Consider the following 20,090-nt stretch of genomic DNA (forward strand, 5'->3'; position numbering starts at 1 on the left):
AGCGTATTTACTGCCTCTCCTTAATCGTTTTTGTGAAAAGAGATGACCCTATGAACGCCCACCCTACTGTTCTTATCACTGGCGCCTCGACCGGCATCGGCGCGGTTTACGCCGAACGTTTCGCCCAACGCGGGCATGATCTGGTGCTGGTCGCCCGCGATCTTCAGCGCCTGGAAACGCTCGCCGCGAAGTTGCGCAGCGAATACAGCGTCGCCATTGATGTGCTGCAGGCCGACCTGACCCAACTCAGCGATCTGCACACCGTCGAAACGCGCCTGCGCGACGATGCGCGCATTGGCATCCTCGTCAATAACGCGGGCGCCGCGCAGTCCGGCAACTTCATCGAGCAGAGCACCGACAAAGTGGCCAATCTGGTCGCCCTCAACACCACGGCACTGGTGCGGCTCGCCAGCGCCATCGCTCCCCGTCTGGCAAAGGCCGGTGACGGCGCCATCATCAACATCGGCTCGGTGGTCGGTCTGGCCCCGGAGTTCGGCATGTCGGTCTACGGCGCGACCAAAGCGTTTGTCCTGTTCCTGTCTCAGGGCCTGAGTCTGGAACTGTCGCCGTTGGGCGTCTACGTACAAGCCGTGCTGCCGGCCGCGACGCGTACCGAGATCTGGGATCGCGCAGGCATCGATATCAACACCTTGAGCGAGATCATGGAAGTCACCGATCTGGTCGATGCAGCGTTGGTCGGTTTCGATCGTCGCGAACCGGTGACCATTCCACCGCTGCATGAAGGTGAGCGCTGGGATGCCTTGCAGACCGCGCGGCAGGGCCTGCTGTCGCAGATCCGCCAGTCGGCAGTCGCGCAGCGTTACCTGGCGTGAGTCCGATGGAACCAATGCCTTTCGTCAAAGCCGCCAACCAATCGATTCTGGTTGGCGGCACGGCCTTCGCCTATCGCGACCTCGGCCCAAAATCGGCGGTGCCGCTGATCCTGCTCAATCATTGGGGCGCAGCACTTGACGACTTCGACCCGCGAATCGTCGATGGTCTGGCGCGAACCCGGCGCGTGCTCGCCATTGACTATCGCGGTGTCGGTGGCTCAGGCGGCACCGCGCCCCTGACCGTCGCGCAGATGGCCGACGACGTCATCAGCCTGATCGCTGCGCTGGAATTCACCAGCGTCGATCTGCTGGGTTTTTCCCTCGGCGGATTCGTTGCTCAGGACATCGCGCTCAAAGCGCCCGCGTTGGTGCGGCGCCTGATTCTGACCGGCACCGGACCGGCTGGCGGAGTCGGTATCGCCAAGGTCGGCGCGGTTTCCTGGCCACTGATGTTCAAGGGTTTGTTGACCCTGCGCGATCCCAAGTTCCACCTGTTTTTCACCACAACCACCAGCGGACGGCGGGCCGCGACAGACTTCCTGCAACGTTTGAAAGAACGCCGCAAAGACCGCGACAAGCGCCCGACACCCAGCGCTTTTCTACGGCAGTTGAGAGCCATCAAGGCATGGGGAAAACAGACGCCACAGAACCTTGGCGGCCTGCAAATCCCGACGCTGGTGGTCAACGGTGACAACGACATCATGGTGCCGACGGTCAACTCGATTGATCTGGCGAAGCGGATTCCCTACGCGCAACTGATCATTTATGAAGACGCCGGACACGGCGCGATTTTCCAGAACTACGCTGACTTTGTCAGCAAGGCGCAGGCGTTTCTCGACAACTGAACCAATCTGCTCAGGCAACCCTGCCCTCCCCCAAACAGTGAGAGCCGTATCCACCATGAAAGCTTATTTTATCGATCGTTACGGCAAGCAGAACGGGCGTATTGGCGATGTCTCCGAGCCTGTACCCGGCGCCCATGACGTGCTGATTGAAGTCCATGCAGCCAGCGTCAACGTACTCGATTCAAAGATTCGCAGCGGCGAGTTCAAACTGATTCTGCCGTACTCATTCCCCTTGGTGCTGGGCAACGATTGTGCCGGCGTGGTGATTGCGGTTGGCGCAGCGGTCAAGGGGTTCAAGCCCGGCGACGCGGTGTATGCACGCGTGCCCGAACAGCGAATCGGCACCTTCGCCGAGCGAATCGCCGTCGAGCAAAACGCCGTGGCGTTGAAGCCAGCCAACCTCAGCATGGAACAGGCCGCTGCGATTCCTTTGGTCGCCCTGACAGCCTGGCAAGCATTGGTCGACATCGCCCGTTTGCAAAAGGGTCAGAAGGTCCTGATTCACGCCGGTTCCGGCGGTGTCGGAACAATCGCCATTCAACTGGCCAAGCGCCTCGGCGCTGTTGTCGCGACCACCACCAGCACCGCGAATGTCGAATGGGTTAAAGCGCTGGGCGCAGATGTGGTGATTGATTACAAACAGCAGCACTTCGAGGAGGAACTGCGCGACTACGACGTGGTGCTGAACAGCCTCGGCTCCGACGTTCTGGAAAACTCGCTCAAGGTACTCAAACCGGGTGGTCAGCTGATTTCCATATCAGGCCCGCCAACTGCCGAGTTCGCCAAGGCGCAGGGCCTGGCCTGGCCGCTGCGGCAAGTCATGCGCTTGTTGAGCCTGAGCATTCGGCGCAAGGCGCGCAAGCAGGATGTCCGTTACAGCTTCCTGTTTATGCGGGCCAACGGTGCACAACTGCAAGAAATCACCACCCTGATTGAAGCCGGCGAAATAAAGCCCGTGCTGGATCGCACCTTCGCCTTCGAGTCAGCGGGCGAAGCCCTGACTTACGTCGAACAGGGCCGTGCGAAAGGCAAGGTAATCGTGCAGATCAAATAGTTGCCTGCCTGAAATCATCTGGCGAAAGACCCATGGATAATGTTGCCTGCGACACCGAAAAGCTCCCCGCGAACGAACAGCAAGACACGGAGAACAAACACTCACCTGAACCCGCGAACCACGAGACGCCCGACCCCAAGCAGGACAACGCGATACTGGGTGTTGCTCCGATCATCTGGCGGCCCTTGATGCTTGAGCCCTAAGTGTTCAACGGCGATTGCGGCGTATCCGGATTGAGTTGCCGGCGGCGAAACTGTCCCGGCGGCTGACCGTGAATCTGGCGAAAGCGTCGCGAGAAATACGCCTCGTCAGCGAAGCCGCACAACCGCGCCACCTCGCCCACCGAGCGCGTGCTGTTGAGCAGGAAATTGCGGGCCGCGTGCATCCTGCGTTCGAGCACCAGTTCGGTGAAGGTCTTGCCGATCTCCTTGCGCAACCAGTGCGTCAGATAGGTCGGCGACAGGTACGTCGCCGCAGCCACCTTGATCAGATTGAGATCGGGATCGGCAATATTCTTGCGCAAGTACTCGAACATGCGGCCCAGCGCATCCCGGCGGCTGACCTCGGCCGCATTCTCTTCGGCCAGGCGCTTGAGTGGCTCGGCGTAAAGGAAACACACGCTGCCAATCAGTTGCAGCAACAAGCCTTTGAGCATCTCGCGCGTACCAAACTGACGGTTCTCGTCCAGCGTGCGCATCTGCTCAATCAAGGCACAGACCTTGGCGAAGTCCTCATCCTCGAGAATGAAATCCAGATGCTCCTGAAAGCGGAATGGCGATAACTCCGGCGCCAGCAGGATCGACACTTCTTCCAGATCCATCGGGTCGCACTGCAAATGCGGCAACAGGAAGGTCTGGGAAAAATTGATCACCATGAAATTGCTGTCCGCTGGATGCGGGATCACATGCACTCGGTGCGGCAGGATGAATGCCAGGGTGTTGCGCGGGAACGGACGCTCGACGTTGCCGATGTGCTGCACGGTGTCGCCACCGAGGTTGATCTGAATCTGGAAATACTCGTGTCGATGGGGACTGGTCTCGGCGCGCCGGCCCTTTTTGTCGCGAATGTAGAAGTCGGTCAATTCGCTGCGCTGCTGCATGACATAGGTGGGAATACGGCTGAGTGACGACATCTGCGCAGAATCCTCGACAGGTATTGGCAGTGAGCTGACGACCCTCATCTTGCAGACATGTACGCAATACGCGCAAGCAGTCATACGACGACCTGCCTTTCCAAGGAATTTTTATCCTCGATATGGCGTTTAGCCTGTCCAAAACCGCCGAGAGCTTATCAAGATTTTTTATCGTTAATAATCAATACATTAAAAGCCATATCTAAAAAGACACTTAGGGAATCATCCGATTTATTTTTTGGACAGGTTTAGCAACGCCGCTTCCATAGAAAAAAAACGTTCTAACCCCTCGGTTGCTTTACCAACGTTGTACGACCACTGTGAGCCGACGCAGCCCAACCTCTTCCAAAAACAATCACAGGTGTGCACGTCATGATTCAATTTCCTCCCCTCGACGCCCCTCCCGACATTGTCCCGATCACGCCGACTGGAAGACGTTTCTGAACGTCTGACGCTGGCTGTTCGCACCGTTCGTTTCAGTATCGATTGGCATGCCCCGACCATCGCGGGCAACGCCTTCGGCTGCGCGAAAACATCTCGACTCTTCTAACAATAACGAGGTCTCTCCATGTCGAATTCCCATGCTTCCCAAGCCACCGTGCCGCCGGTGATAGACGGCGCCCGGGACGCCGTCGTGCCACAACGCCTGCCCTCGCGGCGACGCTGGTTCATGCTCTCGCTGCTACTGATTGCGACGATCATCAATTACATCGACCGGGTCAATATCTCGATTGCCGCGCCGTTCATGGCCAAGGACCTGGGTCTGGACAAGATCGAAATGGGCCTGATTTTTTCGGCATTTGCCTGGACGTATGCTCTGGCTCTGGTCCCTGCCGGGTTTATCGCTGACCGCTTCGGCTCGCGCTTCACTTACGGGGTGTCGCTGATCAGTTGGTCGACGGTGACCGTGTGCCAAGGCTTTGCCACGGGATTTGCTTCATTGTTCGGCTTGCGTCTGGCGGTCGGCGCCATGGAAGCACCGGCGTTTCCGGCCAACAGTCGCGCGGTGACGGTGTGGTTCCCGGCGCGGGAGCGCGGTCTGGCCAGTAGTATCTACGTCTGTGGGCAATACCTGGGGACGGCGCTGTTTACCGGTGCCCTGCTCTGGCTGGCGACCACATTTGACTGGCGTCACGTGTTTTATAGCACCGGCGTGCTCGGCATCGTCTTCGGCGTGCTGTGGTTGTACCTGTATCGCGACCCGTTGAACTGCAAAAAGGTCAGCAAAGAAGAATTGAAATACATCGAAGCCGGCGGCGGTCTGGTCAAAAGCAGTCAGGAACGCACCCGCTTCAACTGGCGGCAAATTGCTGAACTGTTCAGCTACCGCCAGATCTGGGCGATTTGCATCGGCAAATTCGCCAGCACCTCGGCGCTGTACTTCTTCCTGACCTGGTTCCCCACCTACCTGATCGAAGAACGCCAGCTGACCATGATCAAGGCCGGGATCTTCGCAGTTCTGCCATTTGTCGGCGCGACGGTCGGCATCCTGCTCGCCGGCATCGTGTCGGACTTGTTGATCCGTCGTGGCTACTCGATGTCCTTCGCCCGCAAGTTGCCGCTGGTGATCGGCTCGATGCTGGGCATGTCCATCGTGCTGGTGAATTTCACCGATTCGAACACGATCTGCATCGCCGTGCTGACCATTGCCTTCTTTGCGCAAGGCATCGCCTCGTCTTCGTGGGCCGCCGTGTCGGAAGTCGCGCCCAAAGAGTTGATCGGCTTGACCGGCGGGATCACCAGCCTCGCCGCCAACATTGGCGGCATCGTCACGCCGATCGTGATTGGCACGATTGTTCACGCCACCGGCTCATTCGCCTGGGCTTTCTGGTTCATTGGCGGCGTCGCCCTGATCGGCACCCTCTCCTACTCACTGCTGCTCGGACGCTTGTACCGCATCGAATTGAAGGTGCGCTAAAGCCAACAGCACCGTTTTCTCCAACTGCAGGCGGCTTTCGTCCAACTTCACCAACGACTGCCGCCGTACGCTGAAGCTACCAACAGGACTCATAACAGGATGAACATGACTGAATACGTCTTCACGCCGGATCTGCCCGTGACCTTGCCCGTTGTCGGCAGTGAACAACGTTTTCCCGTTGGCCGGGTATTTTGTGTCGGCCGCAATTACCCGTGGCCAGATGCCGTCGGCCAGTCGCGCCAGCCACCGGTGTTTTTCATGAAACCAGCCAGCAACGTCGTCGACGCCGTCGGCGAGGTGGCATTCCCTTCGCTGACCGAGGATTTCGCCCACGAAATCGAGTTGGTGGTGGCCATCGGTGAAGGTGGCGCGAATATTCCCGAAAGCGAGGCGCTGGCTTATGTCTGGGGCTACGCCGCCGGCCTCGACCTGACCCGCCGTGATATTCAGCGCGCCGCCAAGAGCAATGGTTTGCCGTGGGAAGGCGCCAAGGTCTTTGACGGCGCCGCGCCTATGACCGCCATCGTGCCAGTGACCCGCGCCGGCCATCCCGAAGGTGAGTTGTGGCTGAACGTCAACGGCCAGGAGCGTCAGCGCGACAGTCTCGACAGCCAGATCTGGTCGGTCGCTGAAGTGATCAGCCGGATCTCCCAGTCAGTGGCGCTAAGGGCCGGCGACCTGATCATGACCGGCAGCCCGGCCGGCGTCGACGGGCTGCATCCCGGCGATGTGATCAATGCCGGCATCGACGGTATCGGCCAACTGGAAATGCGCGTCGGCCCACGGGCCTGAACGCCGCAGTGATTTGAAGACAGGAGAACAACAAAATGTCCATCACTCAACCTTTGAAAGTCGCGCTGGTCACCGGCGCTGGCAGCGGAATCGGCCGCTCCGTGGCGCTTGGCCTGCTGGCCGACGGTTACACCCTGGTGCTTGCTGGTCGCCGACCGGAACCGTTGCAAGCGCTGGTCGAACTGGCGGCGAGCGAAGGGCACGAAGCCCTCGCGGCGCCCACCGATGTGCGTGACCCGGTCAGTGTCGATGCGCTGTTCGCAACCATTGCCGAGGTCTACGGGCGTCTGGATGTGGTCTTCAACAATGCCGGGGTCAATGCCCCCGCTGTGCCCTTGGACGAACTGACGTTCGAGCAGTGGCGCAACGTGATCGACACCAACCTCAACGGGGTTTTCCTGTGTGCCCGTGGCGCCTTCGGCCTCATGCGCCGGCAACAGCCACAGGGCGGACGCATCATCAATAACGGTTCGATTTCGGCACACACTCCGCGCCCGTTCAGCAGCGCCTACACCGCCAGCAAACATGCGGTGCTGGGGCTGACCAAATCGCTGGCGCTGGACGGTCGCGAATTCAACATCGCTTGCAGTCAGATCGACATCGGCAATGCCCTGACCGAGATGTCGGTGCGCATGACCAAGGGCGTGCGCCAGGCCAACGGCAGCATCGCCGTGGAGCCTATGGTCGACGTCAAACATGTCGCCGATGCGGTGCGCTACATCGCCGGCCTGCCGCTGTCGGCCAACGTTCTGAACATGACCGTCATGGCCAGCGCCATGCCGTTTGCCGGCCGCGGTTGAGCCGGCCTTTTTATTCGGTAAGAGAGGTTTACATGAAGCCAGAAGTCTTGCAGCTCAGCCCGATCCTGATTCCTGAAATCAACGCGCGGCTCGACGAATTGTTCACTGTCCGACGCTATTTCCAGCAGACGGACAAACAGGCGTATTTACAGGAGCACGGCGCGAATATTCGCGGGGTGATCACCGGAGGCCATACCGGCATCACCCAGGCCGTCATGGCGCAACTGCCGAAACTTGAAGTGGTGGCGGTCAACGGCGTCGGCACCGATGCGGTGGACCTGGCTTACGCTCGGGATCGCGGCATCCGCGTGACGGCGACCATTGGCGCGTTGACCGAAGACGTCGCCGACCTTGCCATCGGTTTGCTGATTTCCGTGTGTCGCGGGCTGTGTACCAGTGATCGCTATGTACGCTCGGGCCAATGGCCGCATAGCGCCACACCGCTGGCGCCGCTGCCGCTGGCGCGTCAGGTGTCCGGCATGCGTATCGGTATTGTCGGCATGGGCCGGGTTGGCCGCGCGGTAGCCAGCCGAGCGGCGGCCTTCGGCTGTCCGATCAGTTACACCGACCTGCAACCGATGAGCGATGTCACCCACACTTTCGTCGCCGACCTCAAGCAATTGGCCCGCGACAGCGATGCGCTGATTCTCGCCGCCGCTGCCGACAAGGCTGAAGCCATCATCGATGCTTCCGTGCTACAGGCGCTGGGCAAGGACGGTTATCTGATCAACGTGGCACGGGGCAAACTGGTCAACGAGGGTGATCTGGTGGCAGCACTCGCTGCCGGCGAGATCGCCGGTGCGGGGCTGGATGTGTTTGTCGATGAACCGAATGTGCCGGAAGCCTTGTTCGGTAATGAGCAAGTGGTGCTGCAACCGCACCGCGCCAGCGCCACCTTGCAGACGCGCACACGCATGGGTGAGATGGTGGTGGCGAGTCTGCTGGACAGCTTTGCCGGGAAGACGCCGCAGGGTTGTGTCACTGGTTAAGTGGCAGGTGCCGAAACAGCTGCCCTCACCCTAGCCCTCTCCCCCAGGAGAGGGAACCGATTGGGGGATATTGGCGATGAGCGCCGACGTGCAATAGCGTCTGTGAATCCATGACCGCCAAGCATTGCGGATGAACCCGTAATCGACGCGATCTTTCAGGTCGATGCATAGCGCAAGACATCTCAGTGGGTTCCCTCGCCCCCCAGCAGAGGGAGCCGATTGGGGGATATTGGCGATGAGCGCCGACGTGCAATAGCGCCTGTGAATCCACTACCGTCAGGCATTACCGATGAATCCATAATCGACGCGATGTTTCGTGTCGATGCATAGCGCAAGACACCTCGGTCGGCCCCCTCTCCCGCAGGGAAAGGGACCGATTGGGGGATGTTGGCGATGTGCGCCAACGTGCAATAGCGCCTGTGAATCCACTACCGTCAGGCATTACCGATGAATCCATAATCGACGCGATGTTTCAGGTCGATGCATAACGCCAGACACCTCGGTCGGCCCCCTCTCCCTCAGGGAGAGGGCTGGGGTGAGGGGCAGCCGTTGCAGCGTCGAGCTCGGCTTACAAGGTATAGGAAATCCCCACCTGCACCGTTCTCGGCGCACCCGGATAGGCGTAGACATTACCAAACGCGCCCTCTTCATAATCCCGGTCAAACAGATTCTTCACGTCAAGATTGAGCCGCACTTTCTCGTTGACCTTATAGAAGCCGAGCAAATCGACGACGGTGTAGCTGCCCATCGAGAACGCGGTATTGGCGGTTTGCCCGGCGCGCTCGTCGACGTATTTGAGTCCGGTGCCCAGGCCCAAACCCTTAAGCGCTCCGTCCTGAAACTCGTAAACGTTGAGCAGGCTGAAGCTGTTTTGCGGAATGTTCATCAGGCGTGTGCCCGAACGGATCACGTTGTCCTTGGTCACTTCGGCATCCACGTAGGCGTAGCCGCCGATCACGCGCCATTCGGGGGTCAGGTTGCCGGCGACGTTCAGATCGAAACCACGGCTGCGCACTTCCCCGGCCGCCACGCTGAAGGTCGAGTCCACCGGGTCGGTGGTCAACACGTTGCGTTTTTCGATCTGATAGATCGCTGCGTCGATGCTCAACTGATGATCCAGCGCTTCCCACTTGACGCCCATTTCGTAGGACTTGCCTTTCTCCGGGGCGAAGCCTCCGCCCACGCGGCTCGCGCCGGTATTGGGCTTGAAAGAGCGCGCGGTGTCCGCATAAACCGCCAGCGTCTCGGTCAGGTCGTAGGTCACGCCGAGGCGTGGAGTCACCGCGTTATCACTGGCCTGCCAGTTTTTACCGCCCGGCACGTAGGTTTCATAGTCGTGTTCGAAACGCTCAAAACGCGCCCCGGCCAGCACCTTCAGACGCTCAGTCAGCGCCACCTGATCCTGGACGAACGCGGCATAGGTCTTGATATTTTCCTTGTCGTGGGTCGGGGTGCGGGTCAATGCCGGGCGCGGCTGGCCGTAGACCGGATCGAAGATGTCGATCGGGTAGGCGCCGACCGCGCCGCTGGAGCGCTGAATGATCGACTTGTAGTCGTAATCTTCGTATTCGATACCGGTCAGCAACGTGTGCTGCAAGCCACCGGTGCTGAAATGCCCGGTGAGATTGAGTTGAGTGTCCTTGTCGGTCCACTCCAGTTTGCGGTAGTTGAAGTTGCGTCCTAGGGTTCGACCGTCATCGGCAATGCCGTTGGCTTCGATGGCATTGCCTTCAAGCGAGCCGTCGAGCCACTGGAAGCCACCGCCCAGCGTCCAGTCATCATTGAGCAGATGTTCGAAACGAAGCTGCGCCATGTTGTTGTCGTTGTGCAATTTGCCGGCGTCTTTTTCGCCGAAAAACGTATCCCGCGAAGCGGTGCCAATCTGTTTGGCGTAACGCGTCACGCCGCGATCCAGCGGATGATTGTTGCGCATGAAATCACCCTCGAAGATCACCCGGGTGGCATCACTGGCCTGCCAGGTCAGCACCGGCGTGATGCCGTAGCGCTCGGTCTCGACGTGATCGCGGAAGGTATCGCCGCCCTCGCCCACCACGTTCAATCGATAGGCCAGGCGCCCCTCTTCGTCCAGCGGGCCGGAGGCGTCCAAGGTGCCGCGCTTCATGCCTTGATCGTTCAACTGACTGCCCAGCGTGACCGTGCGCTCGGCCAACGGCTGCTTGGAAACCACATTGAAAGTGCCGCCGGGATCGCCACGACCGTAGAGCATCGTTGCCGGCCCGCGCAGCACTTCCAGCCGCTCGATGGTGTTGGCATCGGGCATGTTCGGGTAGCCGCGATTGATCGGGAAACCGTTGCGGTAGAACTCGCCGGTGGTGAAGCCGCGGACGGTGAATGTGGTCAGCCCCTGCCCGCCGAAATTGTTCGCCCGGCCGACGCCGCCGGCATAGTCCAGTGCATCTTGCAGACGCGTGGCGCCGAGGTCTTCGACCGCATCTTTGGTCACTACGCTGATCGATTGCGGGGTTTCATGGATGGCGGTATCGGTGCGCGTGGCGCTGGCAGAACGTGTAGCGCGATAACCCTGCACCGGGCCGTCGGCTCGTTCGTAATCCGCTGTACCGACCACGTCGGTTGCGTCCAGCTCAAGCGCTGAGGTGGTTGAATCGGCCTGTTCGGCCCACGAGGAAGAAGACAACGCCTGCAGCACGCAAATTGAAAGCAGAGTACGACGCATGAAATGAAAACCTTGTGAATAGGCCAGAACGAAGGGTAAAACCGCCAGCAAAGCGCCGCGGATGGTATACCAAGTGTTCCGTTATTGAAACTTATTCCCATTCGTATGTTTGAGCGGACCGCGTGCCAGTACGCGTGTCATCCATTGCATCGCGCAAAAAACCTTGGTCAAACGTGCAAAAGCTGCTTCGTCATTGCCATCGAGGTGTCCAGTGATTGCCCGGTACGCTGCAATTTGTTCAGCAAACTGGCGCCCAACCACAGCTGATACAGGGTTTCCGCCAAGTGTCGGGCATCACCCTGAGGCAGACTGTTTTCAGCCTGGCCCTGCTCGATACACAGAGTGATGCGCGCCACCACTTGCTCGGCGCCATCGCGCAAGGTCAGGCGCATCGACTCCGACAAATCGGCGACTTCGGCACTGAGCTTCACCACCAGACATTCGTCACCGTGGCCTTCGAGAGTGCAGCGGTTCTGCCAGCCCTGCCAGTAATCCATCAGCCGCTCATAGGCGCTCAAGCCTGGCAGCGTCAGGCGCCGCTCCATGTCGGCGAGGTAGCCGACGAAGTAATCCGCCAGCAACGCCTGGCCGTACAACTCTTTGGATTTGAAGTAGTGATAGAACGAACCCTTGGGCACACCGGCGGTTTGCAGGATCTCGTTGAGGCCGACACTGGTGAAGCCCTTCTCGGCCATCATCCGGTGGCCGGTGTCGAGCAAGTGTTGGCGGGTGTCGTCGTAGGTCGCTTTCATCGGGCGCACATTACCAGGCAATAGACCAGTCGTATTTTCGGAGGAACGGAAGTTTGCCATACCTGTCGATGAAAAACCGCAGGATAAAAAATTTACTAGACGACTGGTCTAATTGGAATCTATGCTGCGCCCCGACAAACGCTTTCTGACCGGTGTGGCCGATGTGCGAATCCTTCGCTCAATCGAAGACACCTGATCGACTCAAGGTGCTCTATGAAAATCCTGATGGTTTTGACTTCCCACGATCAACTCGGCAACACCGGCAAGAAAACCGGCTTCTGGCTGGAAGAGTTCGCCGCGCCCTACTACGCCTTCAAGGACGCCGGCGCCGACGTCACGCTGGTCTCGCCGGCCGGTGGCCAGCCGCCGCTGGACCCGAAAAGCGATGAGCCCGATGCGCAGACCGCCGAGACTGATCGCTTCCGCAAAGACTCTGCCGCGCAACAGGCGCTGGCCAATACCGGGCGCTTGGCCGACGTCAGCGCCGATGATTTCGATGCGGTGTTTTACCCGGGCGGCCACGGCCCGCTGTGGGACCTGGCCGAAGACAAGCAGTCGATCGCGTTGATCGAAGCGTTTGACCGCGCCAACAAACCCCACGGTTTTGTCTGCCATGCGCCGGGGGTGTTGCGTCACGCCCTCAACGCTGACGGCAAACCGCTGGTCCAGCATCGCCAGGTCACCGGTTTCACCAACTCCGAAGAAGAGGCCGTCGGCCTGACGGACGTCGTGCCGTTCCTGATCGAGGACGAGTTCCAGCGTCTCGGCGGCCATTATTCGAAAGTGGCTGACTGGCAGGTTCATGTGGTCGCCGACGGGCAACTGGTCACTGGCCAGAACCCTGCCAGCTCGGCCGCTGTCGCGAAAAAACTACTGGAGATGCTGGGCTAAAACCTCGCTTCCAACCTTCCTAACGCCGGGTGCGTATTGCCCGGCGTTATTTTTTCACCCCATCAATAGACGACTGGTCTAATAAGTCGCAAAAAGGTCACACATGAACAACAGCCGTTTCTTCACCCCCGCCACTCTCGGCCATCACACCCTGAAAAACCGCATCGTCCTGCCGCCCCTCACCCGCCAGCGCAGCACCCAACCGGGCAACGTCGCCAATGAGCTGATGGCCGAGTATTACCAACAGCGCGCCGGCGCGGGTTTGCTGGTCACCGAAGGCACGCAGATTGAACCTCGTGGCCAGGGTTATGCGTGGACGCCGGGCATTCATACGCCTGAGCAAATCGCCGGATGGCGCAAAGTCACCGAGGCCGTGCATGCCGTGGACGGGGTGATTTTCGCCCAGTTGTGGCACGTCGGCCGTGTCTCGCACACCGCGCTGCAACCCGACGGCGCAGCGCCGGTTTCGGCCTCCGCCGTGGCTACAGATCGGGTCAGCGTGTTTATCGAAACCGCGCCCGGCGCCGGTGAGCTGGTGCCGCCGTCGGCACCTCGCGCGCTGAGCACCGATGAAGTGCAGGAACTGGTTCAGCTGTACATCCAGGCCGCACGCAACGCCATGGACGCGGGTTTCGATGGCATCGAATTGCACTGCGCCAACGGTTATCTGGTGAACCAGTTCATCTCCGCCCACAGCAATTTGCGCGACGATCAGTACGGTGGTTCGCTGCACAACCGCCTGCGCTTTCTCAAGGAAGTAGTCGCCGGCGTCGCCGAGTGCATCGGCAAGGAAAAAGTCGGCGTACGGTTCGCGCCGCTGTTTACCACCACCGATGAAGCGCGCACTTACCTGGGCATGGTCGAAGAGGATCCGCACAGCACTTACATTGAAGCGATCAAAGTGCTGCAGGACGTGGGCATCGCCTATCTGTCGATTGCCGAAGCCGACTGGGACAACGCCCCGGCGATGCCCCTCACGTTTCGTCAGGCAGTACGTGACACCTTCAGCGGCGCGATCATTTATGCCGGGCGTTACACCGCGGAATCCGGCGCGCAACTGCTCGGTTCCGGGCTGGCAGACTTCGTCGCTTTCGGCCGCCCGTTCATGGCCAACCCCGATCTGCCGGCGCGGATTGCCAATGACTGGCCGTTGAATGCGTTGAATCCGGCGACGGTGTATGGCGGCAACGCCGAGGGCTACACCGACTACCCCGTTTATCCCGGCTAAGCCTTTCCACGCGGCGTCAAGCGCTCCCGCAACAGCAGGAGCGTTCATCCGAGTCGAGTGCAAGCCCTTGTGGGAGCGAGCCTGCTCGCGAAAGCGGCGGGTCAGTCACCCAAAATGTTGAATGGGACGACGCCTTCGCGAGCAGGCTCGCTCCCACAGGGGGATGTGAATATTCACCGCACAAAAACCTATACAACTACTATAATCTGTACAACTATCTGGACTTGATGTTTAAACGTCCACTCGGCAGCCTGCTGCTCATTACGCTGAATCCGTGAAATGAACAAAACCCATCGGCTGTGCCTCGTTCTGGGTGACCAGTTATCGTTTGATCTGGCTTCATTGGCAGGCTTGGATCGCGAACAGGATCGTGTGCTGCTGGTCGAGGTCATGGAAGAAGCCAGCCACGTTGCTCATCATCCGCAAAAGATCGCCCTGATCTTCAGCGCCATGCGTCACTTCGCTCAGGCACTGAAAGAACAAGGCTTCCACGTGCATTACGTGCCTCTCGACGACCCACAGAACAGCGGCTCGGTGCCCGGCGAGTTGAAGCGCTGGCAGGCGCTGCTGCAAGCGAACGAGGTGCACCTGACCCAATGCGGCGACTGGCGTCTGGAGCAATCACTGAAGGATTGTGGCTTGCCAATCCACTGGCATGCCGACAACCGTTTCCTCTGCAGCCGCGATGAGTTTCGTACGTGGGCCGCTGGCAAAAAGCAGCTGCGCATGGAGTTCTTCTACCGCGAGATGCGCCGCAAAAGTCGTCTGTTGCTCAATGGTGACGGCACGCCGGTCGGCGGCGCCTGGAACTTTGATGCCGACAACCGCAAACCCTTGCCGAAAACGGTAAAGGCGCCCTACCCGGCTGGTTTTGCCAACGATGCAATCACCCTCGAAGTTCTCGCACTGGTCAAGGAACGCTTCGCCAGTCACTACGGCAGCCTGGATGACTTCAACTATCCGGTGACCCACGCCGATGCCCAGGCGCTGTGGGCCTGGTTTCTCGATTACGGTCTGGCCGGGTTCGGCGATTATCAGGACGCGATGGCCAGCGACGAACCGTATCTGTTCCATGCGCGCATCAGCGCGGCGCTGAACATTGGCTTGCTCGATCTGCGTCAACTCTGCAGTGACGTGGAGTCGGCCTATTGGTCTGGCAACATTTCCCTGAATGCCGCCGAAGGCTTCATCCGCCAACTGATCGGCTGGCGCGAATATGTGCGGGGCGTTTATTGGCTGCACATGCCGGAATACGCCGAGGGCAATGCCTTCGGTAACACGCGGCGCCTGCCAGAGTTTTACTGGACCGGCGACACAAAAATGAACTGCATGCGCCAGGCCATCGGCCAAAGCCTCAAACACGCCTACGCCCATCACATCCAGCGCCTGATGGTGACCGGCAATTTCGCCCTGCTCGCCGGCATCGCACCGAGCCAGATCTGTGAATGGTATCTGGCGATTTATATGGACGCTTTCGATTGGGTCGAGCTGCCCAACACCCTCGGCATGGTCATGCACGCCGACGGCGGTTATCTCGGTTCCAAGCCTTATTGCGCCAGCGGTCAGTACATCAACCGGATGTCCGACTACTGTCGCGACTGTGCTTACTCGGTGCGCGAAACCACGGCGGATAACGCCTGCCCGTTCAACGCCCTGTACTGGCATTTTCTGATGCGCCACGGTGACCTTCTGCGCGGCAATCAGCGCATGGGCATGATGTACAAAAACCTCGATCGCATGCCGCCGGAAAAACAGCAGGCTTTGTGGCAACGCGGGCAAGGGCTGCTCGACAGACTGGATCGCGGCGAATCGCTATGAAAGCGCGTGAGCCTTGATCCCCGTGCAACTTAACCATGAGGCCCCGGGTCAATGGCTCACAAAGCTTGTGAAGCCGATGGTTTGAAACACACCCATTGAACGCAAGCCAACCATCAACGCATGAAGGGTGAACATCCTGAAACAGCTTACTCGCGAGGAGCTTGAGTCCGAAGTCACGCGCCTGCGTCTGGCCGTCAAGGCGACCTGCGACGCCGTTTGGGACTGGGATCTGCAAACCAACCAGGTCATCTGGAACGACTCGCTGCAACAGGCGTATGGCTACGCATCAACGGCCATAGAACCGACGTGTGACTGGCGGTTTGCGCAGATTCACACACAGGATCGCTCGCGCGTGACAACCTCGATTCGCTCGGCCATTGACGGCTCTGGCACGACCTGGAGCGCTGAGTACCGCTTCCTCTGCCACGATGGCTCATACGCCGAAGTCCTGGATCGCGGACATCTGATCCGCAATGCCGACGGCAAAGCCGAACGCATGATCGGTGCGATGCTCGACCTGACCCGTTCACGCAGTGCCGAAACCGCACTGCGCCAGAGCGAAGAGCGCTTCAGCACCATTCTGGAGACCATCGAGGCGGCGTTCGCCATCGTCAAAGTTAAATTCGACGCCAACGACCACCCCATCGACTATTACTTCGTCGAGGCCAACCCGGCGTTCGAACGTCAGGCCGGGGTCAACCTGCGGGGCAAGTGGGTCACCGAGTTTGCGCCCAACCTGGAGAAATTCTGGTTCGAAACCTACGGCCATGTGGCCAAGACCGGCGAGCCGGCAAACTTCGAGAACTACGCCAATACCTTCGAACGCTGGTTCGATGTGCGCGCCGTGCGTGTCGGCGACCCGGCCGATCGGCAGATTGCGATCTTCTTCAGCGATGTCACCGAACGTCGCGACGCGCAAGAGCGTTTGCGCATCAGCGAAGCGGTCGCTAGGGAAAACGTCGAACGGGTCCAGCTCGCCCTGGCCGCCGGCGCCATTATCGGCACCTGGCACTGGCACTTGCCCAGCGATCGCTTCAGCGTCGATGAAGCCTTCGCGCGGGTGTTCGACCTCGACCCGGCCTGGGGTCTCGACGGTCTGAGCCTGGAGCAAGTGGTGATGACCGTTCACCCGGATGACAGGGAAGGACTCACAGCCGCGATCAACGAAGTCATTGCCCGTGGAGGTGCCTATTCGCACCAATACCGAGTGCGCGGCGCAGATGGCCAATACACCTGGATTGAAGCGAACGGCCGCGTCGAATGTGCTGAAGACGGCACACCTGTACGCTTTCCCGGCGTGCTCATCGATGTCGAAGACCGGCGCAACGTCGAAGCCGAGCGCGACCGGGTCACCGCCGCATTGAAAGCCCTCAACGACACACTGGAACAACGGGTCTCGGCGCGCACCGCAGACCTGATGCAGGCCGAAGAGAAGCTGCGCCAATCGCAGAAAATGGAAGCGGTCGGGCAACTCACCGGCGGTCTGGCTCATGACTTCAACAACCTGCTGGCAGGCATTTGCGCCTCCCTTGAACTGATGGAGAAACGCATCGGCCAAGGCCGTCTGAACGACATCGACAAATACATGCTGATCGCTCAGGACGCGGCCAAACGCGCCACCGCCCTGACCCATCGCCTGCTGGCCTTCTCCCGGCGACAGACCCTCGATCCACGGCCAACTGAGGTCAACGCGCTGATTGCTGGCATGACCGAACTGATCCAGCGCACCGTCGGCCCGAGCATTCGCCTGAAGACGGTCGTCGCCGCCGATCTGTGGCCGGCGCTGGTCGATGCCAGCCAACTGGAAAACGCCCTGCTCAACCTGTGCATCAACGCCCGCGATGCGATGCCCGATGGCGGCAGCATCACCGTCGAAACCGCCAATCGAACCCTGGATGCTGAATCAGCGCGCGTACGGGAAATGCCCGAAGGGCAATACCTGTGCTTGTCGGTCGCCGACACCGGTACCGGTATGAGCGCTGAAGTGATCGCCAAGGCCTTCGACCCGTTTTTCACCACCAAACCGTTGGGCCAGGGCACCGGGCTCGGGCTGTCGATGATCTACGGTTTCACCAAGCAATCCGGCGGGCAGGTGCGGGTGCAATCGACTGTGGGTCAAGGCACCACCATGTGCGTTTACCTGCCGCGCTATCTCGGCGAAACGCCGCGCAATCACGATGACGCGAAAAGCTCGGCAACCCTGCAGGCCAAGCCCGGCGAGACCATCCTGATTGTCGACGACGAACCCACCGTTCGCACGCTGCTCAAAGACGTGCTGAACGACCTCGGTTACAACCTGCTCGAAGCGGCCGACAGCGTTGAAGGGCTGGAAGCACTGCGCTCCAGCGCGCACATCGATCTGCTCATTACCGATGTCGGTTTGCCGGGCGGCATGAACGGCCGGCAGATGGCCGATGCGGGCAGGCAAATCAGACCGAAGCTCAAGACCTTGTTCATTACCGGGTACGCGGAAAACTCGGTGATCGGCAACGGTCAGCTCGGTCCGGGCATGCAGGTGCTGACCAAACCCTTTGCCGTCGACACGTTGGTGTCACGGGTAAGTGGTCTGCTGACCATCGACTTCGATTGAAGGGTGCGCAGCGAACCTCATGAACCTGTTGCGCCCTGCCGTCTTCGCTTGATACAGCGCCTGATCAGCGCACTCGATCAGCCCCTGCACCGGGTCCAGATGTGAACCACGCGCAGCGGCGATGCCGATGCTCAGGCTCACGCGGGTCACGGGACTGGTGGGGTGGGCAATGTTTTCCTGCTGCAAGCGCTGAAGAATCAGCTGCGCCACTACCGCAGCACCTTCAATGTCCGTGTCGGGCATGATCACCGCGAACTCTTCGCCACCGTAGCGCGCCACCAGATCCGACGGCCGTCGCACACACGCATCCAGCACGTGACCGACGGCCTGCAGACAGGCGTCACCGGCAACGTGCCCAAGCGCGTCATTGAACCGTTTGAAATAGTCGATATCGATCATCAACAAGGCCAGCGACGAGCCGTCGCGCTGTGCCCGCCGCGCCTCTGTGGCCAGGGTTTCGTCGAAGCAGCGCCGATTTGCCAGCCCGGTCAGCGCATCCTTCATGGCCAACAGTTCCAGCTGCCGATTGGAGCCGAGCAACTGCTGCTGAGCGATGCGCAGTTCGCCTTCAACCTGGGTCCGGCGACGGATATCGAGGATCAAGAACCAGCCAATCAGACCGGTGAGCCCCAACAGCCCCGCCACCACCACCGCCGACAACAGCGCCTCGGTTCGCCACGCCGTGAGCGCTTCACGCTTGCCGATGGCGACTGTGGTGATCAGCGGCAATTTCTCGCTTTTGCGAAAGGCGTAGAGGCGTTCGACGCCATCCAGGCTGGAGGTATACGACGCGGTACCGACCGATTGATCGACCAGGTACTTGGCGTAGATCGGCGACTTGGAAAAGTTGCGGCCCATGTCCTGTTCGCGGAAAGGATAGCGAACCAGCAATGTGCCGTCGGTATAGGACAAGCCTATGGCGCCGTCCTGGCCGATATCGAGTTTGCCGAACAGACGCAGAAAGTTTTCCACGCCCAAGGTCACGGCCACGACCCCGGCAAACTCACCGTGATCATCATTGAAACGGCGGCTGACGGTGATCACCCACTCCTGATTGGAACGGCTACGGATGGGTGGCCCGATAAAGGGTTCGCGGCTAGGGTCGTCGCGGTGATGAATGAAGTAGGCCCGATCACTGCTGTTGGCCCCCGCCGGGATCGGTCGGTTCGACGACATCAGCCAATGGCCCTGACGGTCATAGATGGTGATCCCGCTCATTTGTGGCATCAACGGCTGCTGGCGGTTGATCAGCGCACCCAGCCGCTGAATCTGCGCGGGGCCGCTGCCTTCGGTTTCCAGGCGTTCGACCAGCCCGAGCAGCAGCAGCGAACTTTGCCGGACAATGCCTTCGGAATAGGTCTCGAGTGCCTGGGTCAGGTTCAACCCGTGCACGTTGACTTCCTCCAGCGCGCGATCGCGCGAGGACAGCACTTTCCAGATGGTCAGCGACGCCAGAGAGCAGCCGATGACCAGCAGCAAGAGGATGACGAGGTGGGTATCACGCTTCACGAAAGTACCTAATGGAAAGTCCGGTTTCCCGTTCCGGCCGTTACTGATTCAAGGCAATAACAGCGGTCGTATGTCCTCGACCGGCGCAAGGATACAAGTAGCGCGTCGAACGTGCAGCAACCGTATGACGGAACGTCGTTTTCAGCCCCTTGGCGTTGTTTCGCAACGACACAGCGGCGGCCTGCAACTTATATTCGTGGCCGCAGGTCATTAGGCTTGCTGAGGTTGAATCCATCCGCAAACC

At 60.0% G+C, this 20,090-nt stretch carries 16 protein-coding genes; 12 read left to right on the forward strand and 4 right to left on the reverse strand.

Annotated features, from left to right (window positions below; translation table 11 throughout):
- Nucleotides 1-50 precede the first annotated feature (50 nt).
- The 4 genes from CCX46_RS17665 to CCX46_RS30650 are packed head-to-tail and all read left to right on the forward strand — an operon-like array spanning nt 51 to nt 2,935.
- Nucleotides 51-833 carry an SDR family NAD(P)-dependent oxidoreductase gene (locus CCX46_RS17665; protein WP_127928483.1) on the forward strand — a complete coding sequence of 261 codons (783 nt, stop codon included), beginning with the start codon at nt 51-53 and terminating at the stop codon, nt 831-833.
- A gap of 5 nt (nt 834-838) precedes the next feature.
- The gene (locus tag CCX46_RS17670) at nt 839-1,678 is read left to right on the forward strand and encodes an alpha/beta fold hydrolase (protein WP_127928485.1); all 840 of its coding nucleotides are present in this window, start codon (nt 839-841) and stop codon (nt 1,676-1,678) included.
- Between the two features lie 55 nt (nt 1,679-1,733).
- On the forward strand, nt 1,734-2,732 hold the full coding sequence (locus CCX46_RS17675; RefSeq protein WP_127928487.1) for an NADP-dependent oxidoreductase: 999 nt from the start codon (nt 1,734-1,736) through the stop codon (nt 2,730-2,732).
- A 32-nt stretch (nt 2,733-2,764) separates the two neighbouring features.
- A complete protein-coding gene (locus CCX46_RS30650) occupies nt 2,765-2,935 on the forward strand; it encodes a hypothetical protein (RefSeq protein WP_158013184.1) in 171 nt (56 codons plus the stop codon).
- On the opposite strand, the gene CCX46_RS17680 is transcribed toward CCX46_RS30650, so the two are convergent.
- Entirely contained in the window at nt 2,932-3,864 is a 933-nt protein-coding gene (locus CCX46_RS17680) for a helix-turn-helix transcriptional regulator (RefSeq protein WP_127928489.1), read from the reverse strand. The two genes, CCX46_RS30650 and CCX46_RS17680, sit on opposite strands and share 4 nt — an antisense overlap.
- A 568-nt stretch (nt 3,865-4,432) precedes the next feature.
- Here CCX46_RS17680 and CCX46_RS17685 point away from each other — a divergent pair.
- The 4 genes from CCX46_RS17685 to CCX46_RS17700 all read left to right on the forward strand — a co-directional run bounded on the left by CCX46_RS17685 (nt 4,433) and on the right by CCX46_RS17700 (nt 8,363).
- Nucleotides 4,433-5,782, forward strand: coding sequence for an MFS transporter (locus tag CCX46_RS17685; protein ID WP_127928491.1), 1,350 nt, complete (start codon nt 4,433-4,435; stop codon nt 5,780-5,782).
- A gap of 99 nt (nt 5,783-5,881) precedes the next feature.
- Complete coding sequence (locus CCX46_RS17690) at nt 5,882-6,574, forward strand: fumarylacetoacetate hydrolase family protein (RefSeq protein WP_127928493.1); 693 nt, start codon at nt 5,882-5,884, stop codon at nt 6,572-6,574.
- A gap of 41 nt (nt 6,575-6,615) precedes the next feature.
- Nucleotides 6,616-7,374 carry an SDR family oxidoreductase gene (locus CCX46_RS17695; RefSeq protein WP_127930423.1) on the forward strand — a complete coding sequence of 253 codons (759 nt, stop codon included), beginning with the start codon at nt 6,616-6,618 and terminating at the stop codon, nt 7,372-7,374.
- Between the two features lie 32 nt (nt 7,375-7,406).
- Complete coding sequence (locus CCX46_RS17700) at nt 7,407-8,363, forward strand: 2-hydroxyacid dehydrogenase (protein ID WP_127928495.1); 957 nt, start codon at nt 7,407-7,409, stop codon at nt 8,361-8,363.
- Nucleotides 8,364-8,931: 568 nt separating this feature from the next.
- Here CCX46_RS17700 and CCX46_RS17705 read toward each other — a convergent pair.
- Nucleotides 8,932-11,058, reverse strand: coding sequence for a TonB-dependent siderophore receptor (locus CCX46_RS17705; RefSeq protein WP_127928497.1), 2,127 nt, complete (start codon nt 11,056-11,058; stop codon nt 8,932-8,934).
- 167 nt (nt 11,059-11,225) lie between these two features.
- The gene (locus tag CCX46_RS17710; RefSeq protein WP_127928499.1) at nt 11,226-11,810 is read right to left on the reverse strand and encodes a TetR/AcrR family transcriptional regulator; all 585 of its coding nucleotides are present in this window, start codon (nt 11,808-11,810) and stop codon (nt 11,226-11,228) included.
- 213 nt (nt 11,811-12,023) lie between these two features.
- Between CCX46_RS17710 and CCX46_RS17715 the strand changes: the two genes are divergently transcribed.
- The 4 genes from CCX46_RS17715 (at nt 12,024) to CCX46_RS17735 (ending at nt 18,337) form a co-directional block, all read left to right on the forward strand.
- Nucleotides 12,024-12,701 carry a type 1 glutamine amidotransferase domain-containing protein gene (locus CCX46_RS17715; protein WP_127928502.1) on the forward strand — a complete coding sequence of 226 codons (678 nt, stop codon included), beginning with the start codon at nt 12,024-12,026 and terminating at the stop codon, nt 12,699-12,701.
- Between the two features lie 103 nt (nt 12,702-12,804).
- Complete coding sequence (locus CCX46_RS17720; protein ID WP_127928504.1) at nt 12,805-13,929, forward strand: alkene reductase; 1,125 nt, start codon at nt 12,805-12,807, stop codon at nt 13,927-13,929.
- A 279-nt stretch (nt 13,930-14,208) separates the two neighbouring features.
- A complete protein-coding gene (locus CCX46_RS17730; RefSeq protein WP_127928506.1) occupies nt 14,209-15,747 on the forward strand; it encodes a cryptochrome/photolyase family protein in 1,539 nt (512 codons plus the stop codon).
- A 127-nt stretch (nt 15,748-15,874) separates the two neighbouring features.
- Nucleotides 15,875-18,337 carry a PAS domain-containing protein gene (locus CCX46_RS17735; RefSeq protein ID WP_127928508.1) on the forward strand — a complete coding sequence of 821 codons (2,463 nt, stop codon included), beginning with the start codon at nt 15,875-15,877 and terminating at the stop codon, nt 18,335-18,337.
- Here the strand turns inward: CCX46_RS17735 and CCX46_RS17740 are convergent.
- Nucleotides 18,299-19,846, reverse strand: a complete 1,548-nt coding sequence (locus CCX46_RS17740; protein WP_127928510.1) for a sensor domain-containing diguanylate cyclase — start codon at nt 19,844-19,846, stop codon at nt 18,299-18,301. The two genes, CCX46_RS17735 and CCX46_RS17740, sit on opposite strands and share 39 nt — an antisense overlap.
- Between the last annotated feature and the right edge of the window lie 244 nt (nt 19,847-20,090).

The organism is Pseudomonas sp. RU47, from assembly GCF_004011755.1.
Classification (GTDB): domain Bacteria; phylum Pseudomonadota; class Gammaproteobacteria; order Pseudomonadales; family Pseudomonadaceae; genus Aquipseudomonas.

Coding starts and splice junctions, on each gene's coding strand:
- CCX46_RS17665 (WP_127928483.1), top strand. CDS start 51: ATGAACGCCCACCCTACTGTTCTTATCACTGGCGCCTCGACCGGCATC.
- CCX46_RS17670 (WP_127928485.1), top strand. CDS start 839: ATGGAACCAATGCCTTTCGTCAAAGCCGCCAACCAATCGATTCTGGTT.
- CCX46_RS17675 (WP_127928487.1), top strand. CDS start 1,734: ATGAAAGCTTATTTTATCGATCGTTACGGCAAGCAGAACGGGCGTATT.
- CCX46_RS30650 (WP_158013184.1), top strand. CDS start 2,765: ATGGATAATGTTGCCTGCGACACCGAAAAGCTCCCCGCGAACGAACAG.
- CCX46_RS17680 (WP_127928489.1), bottom strand. CDS start 3,864: ATGTCGTCACTCAGCCGTATTCCCACCTATGTCATGCAGCAGCGCAGC.
- CCX46_RS17685 (WP_127928491.1), top strand. CDS start 4,433: ATGTCGAATTCCCATGCTTCCCAAGCCACCGTGCCGCCGGTGATAGAC.
- CCX46_RS17690 (WP_127928493.1), top strand. CDS start 5,882: ATGAACATGACTGAATACGTCTTCACGCCGGATCTGCCCGTGACCTTG.
- CCX46_RS17700 (WP_127928495.1), top strand. CDS start 7,407: ATGAAGCCAGAAGTCTTGCAGCTCAGCCCGATCCTGATTCCTGAAATC.
- CCX46_RS17705 (WP_127928497.1), bottom strand. CDS start 11,058: ATGCGTCGTACTCTGCTTTCAATTTGCGTGCTGCAGGCGTTGTCTTCT.
- CCX46_RS17710 (WP_127928499.1), bottom strand. CDS start 11,810: ATGAAAGCGACCTACGACGACACCCGCCAACACTTGCTCGACACCGGC.
- CCX46_RS17715 (WP_127928502.1), top strand. CDS start 12,024: ATGAAAATCCTGATGGTTTTGACTTCCCACGATCAACTCGGCAACACC.
- CCX46_RS17720 (WP_127928504.1), top strand. CDS start 12,805: ATGAACAACAGCCGTTTCTTCACCCCCGCCACTCTCGGCCATCACACC.
- CCX46_RS17730 (WP_127928506.1), top strand. CDS start 14,209: ATGAACAAAACCCATCGGCTGTGCCTCGTTCTGGGTGACCAGTTATCG.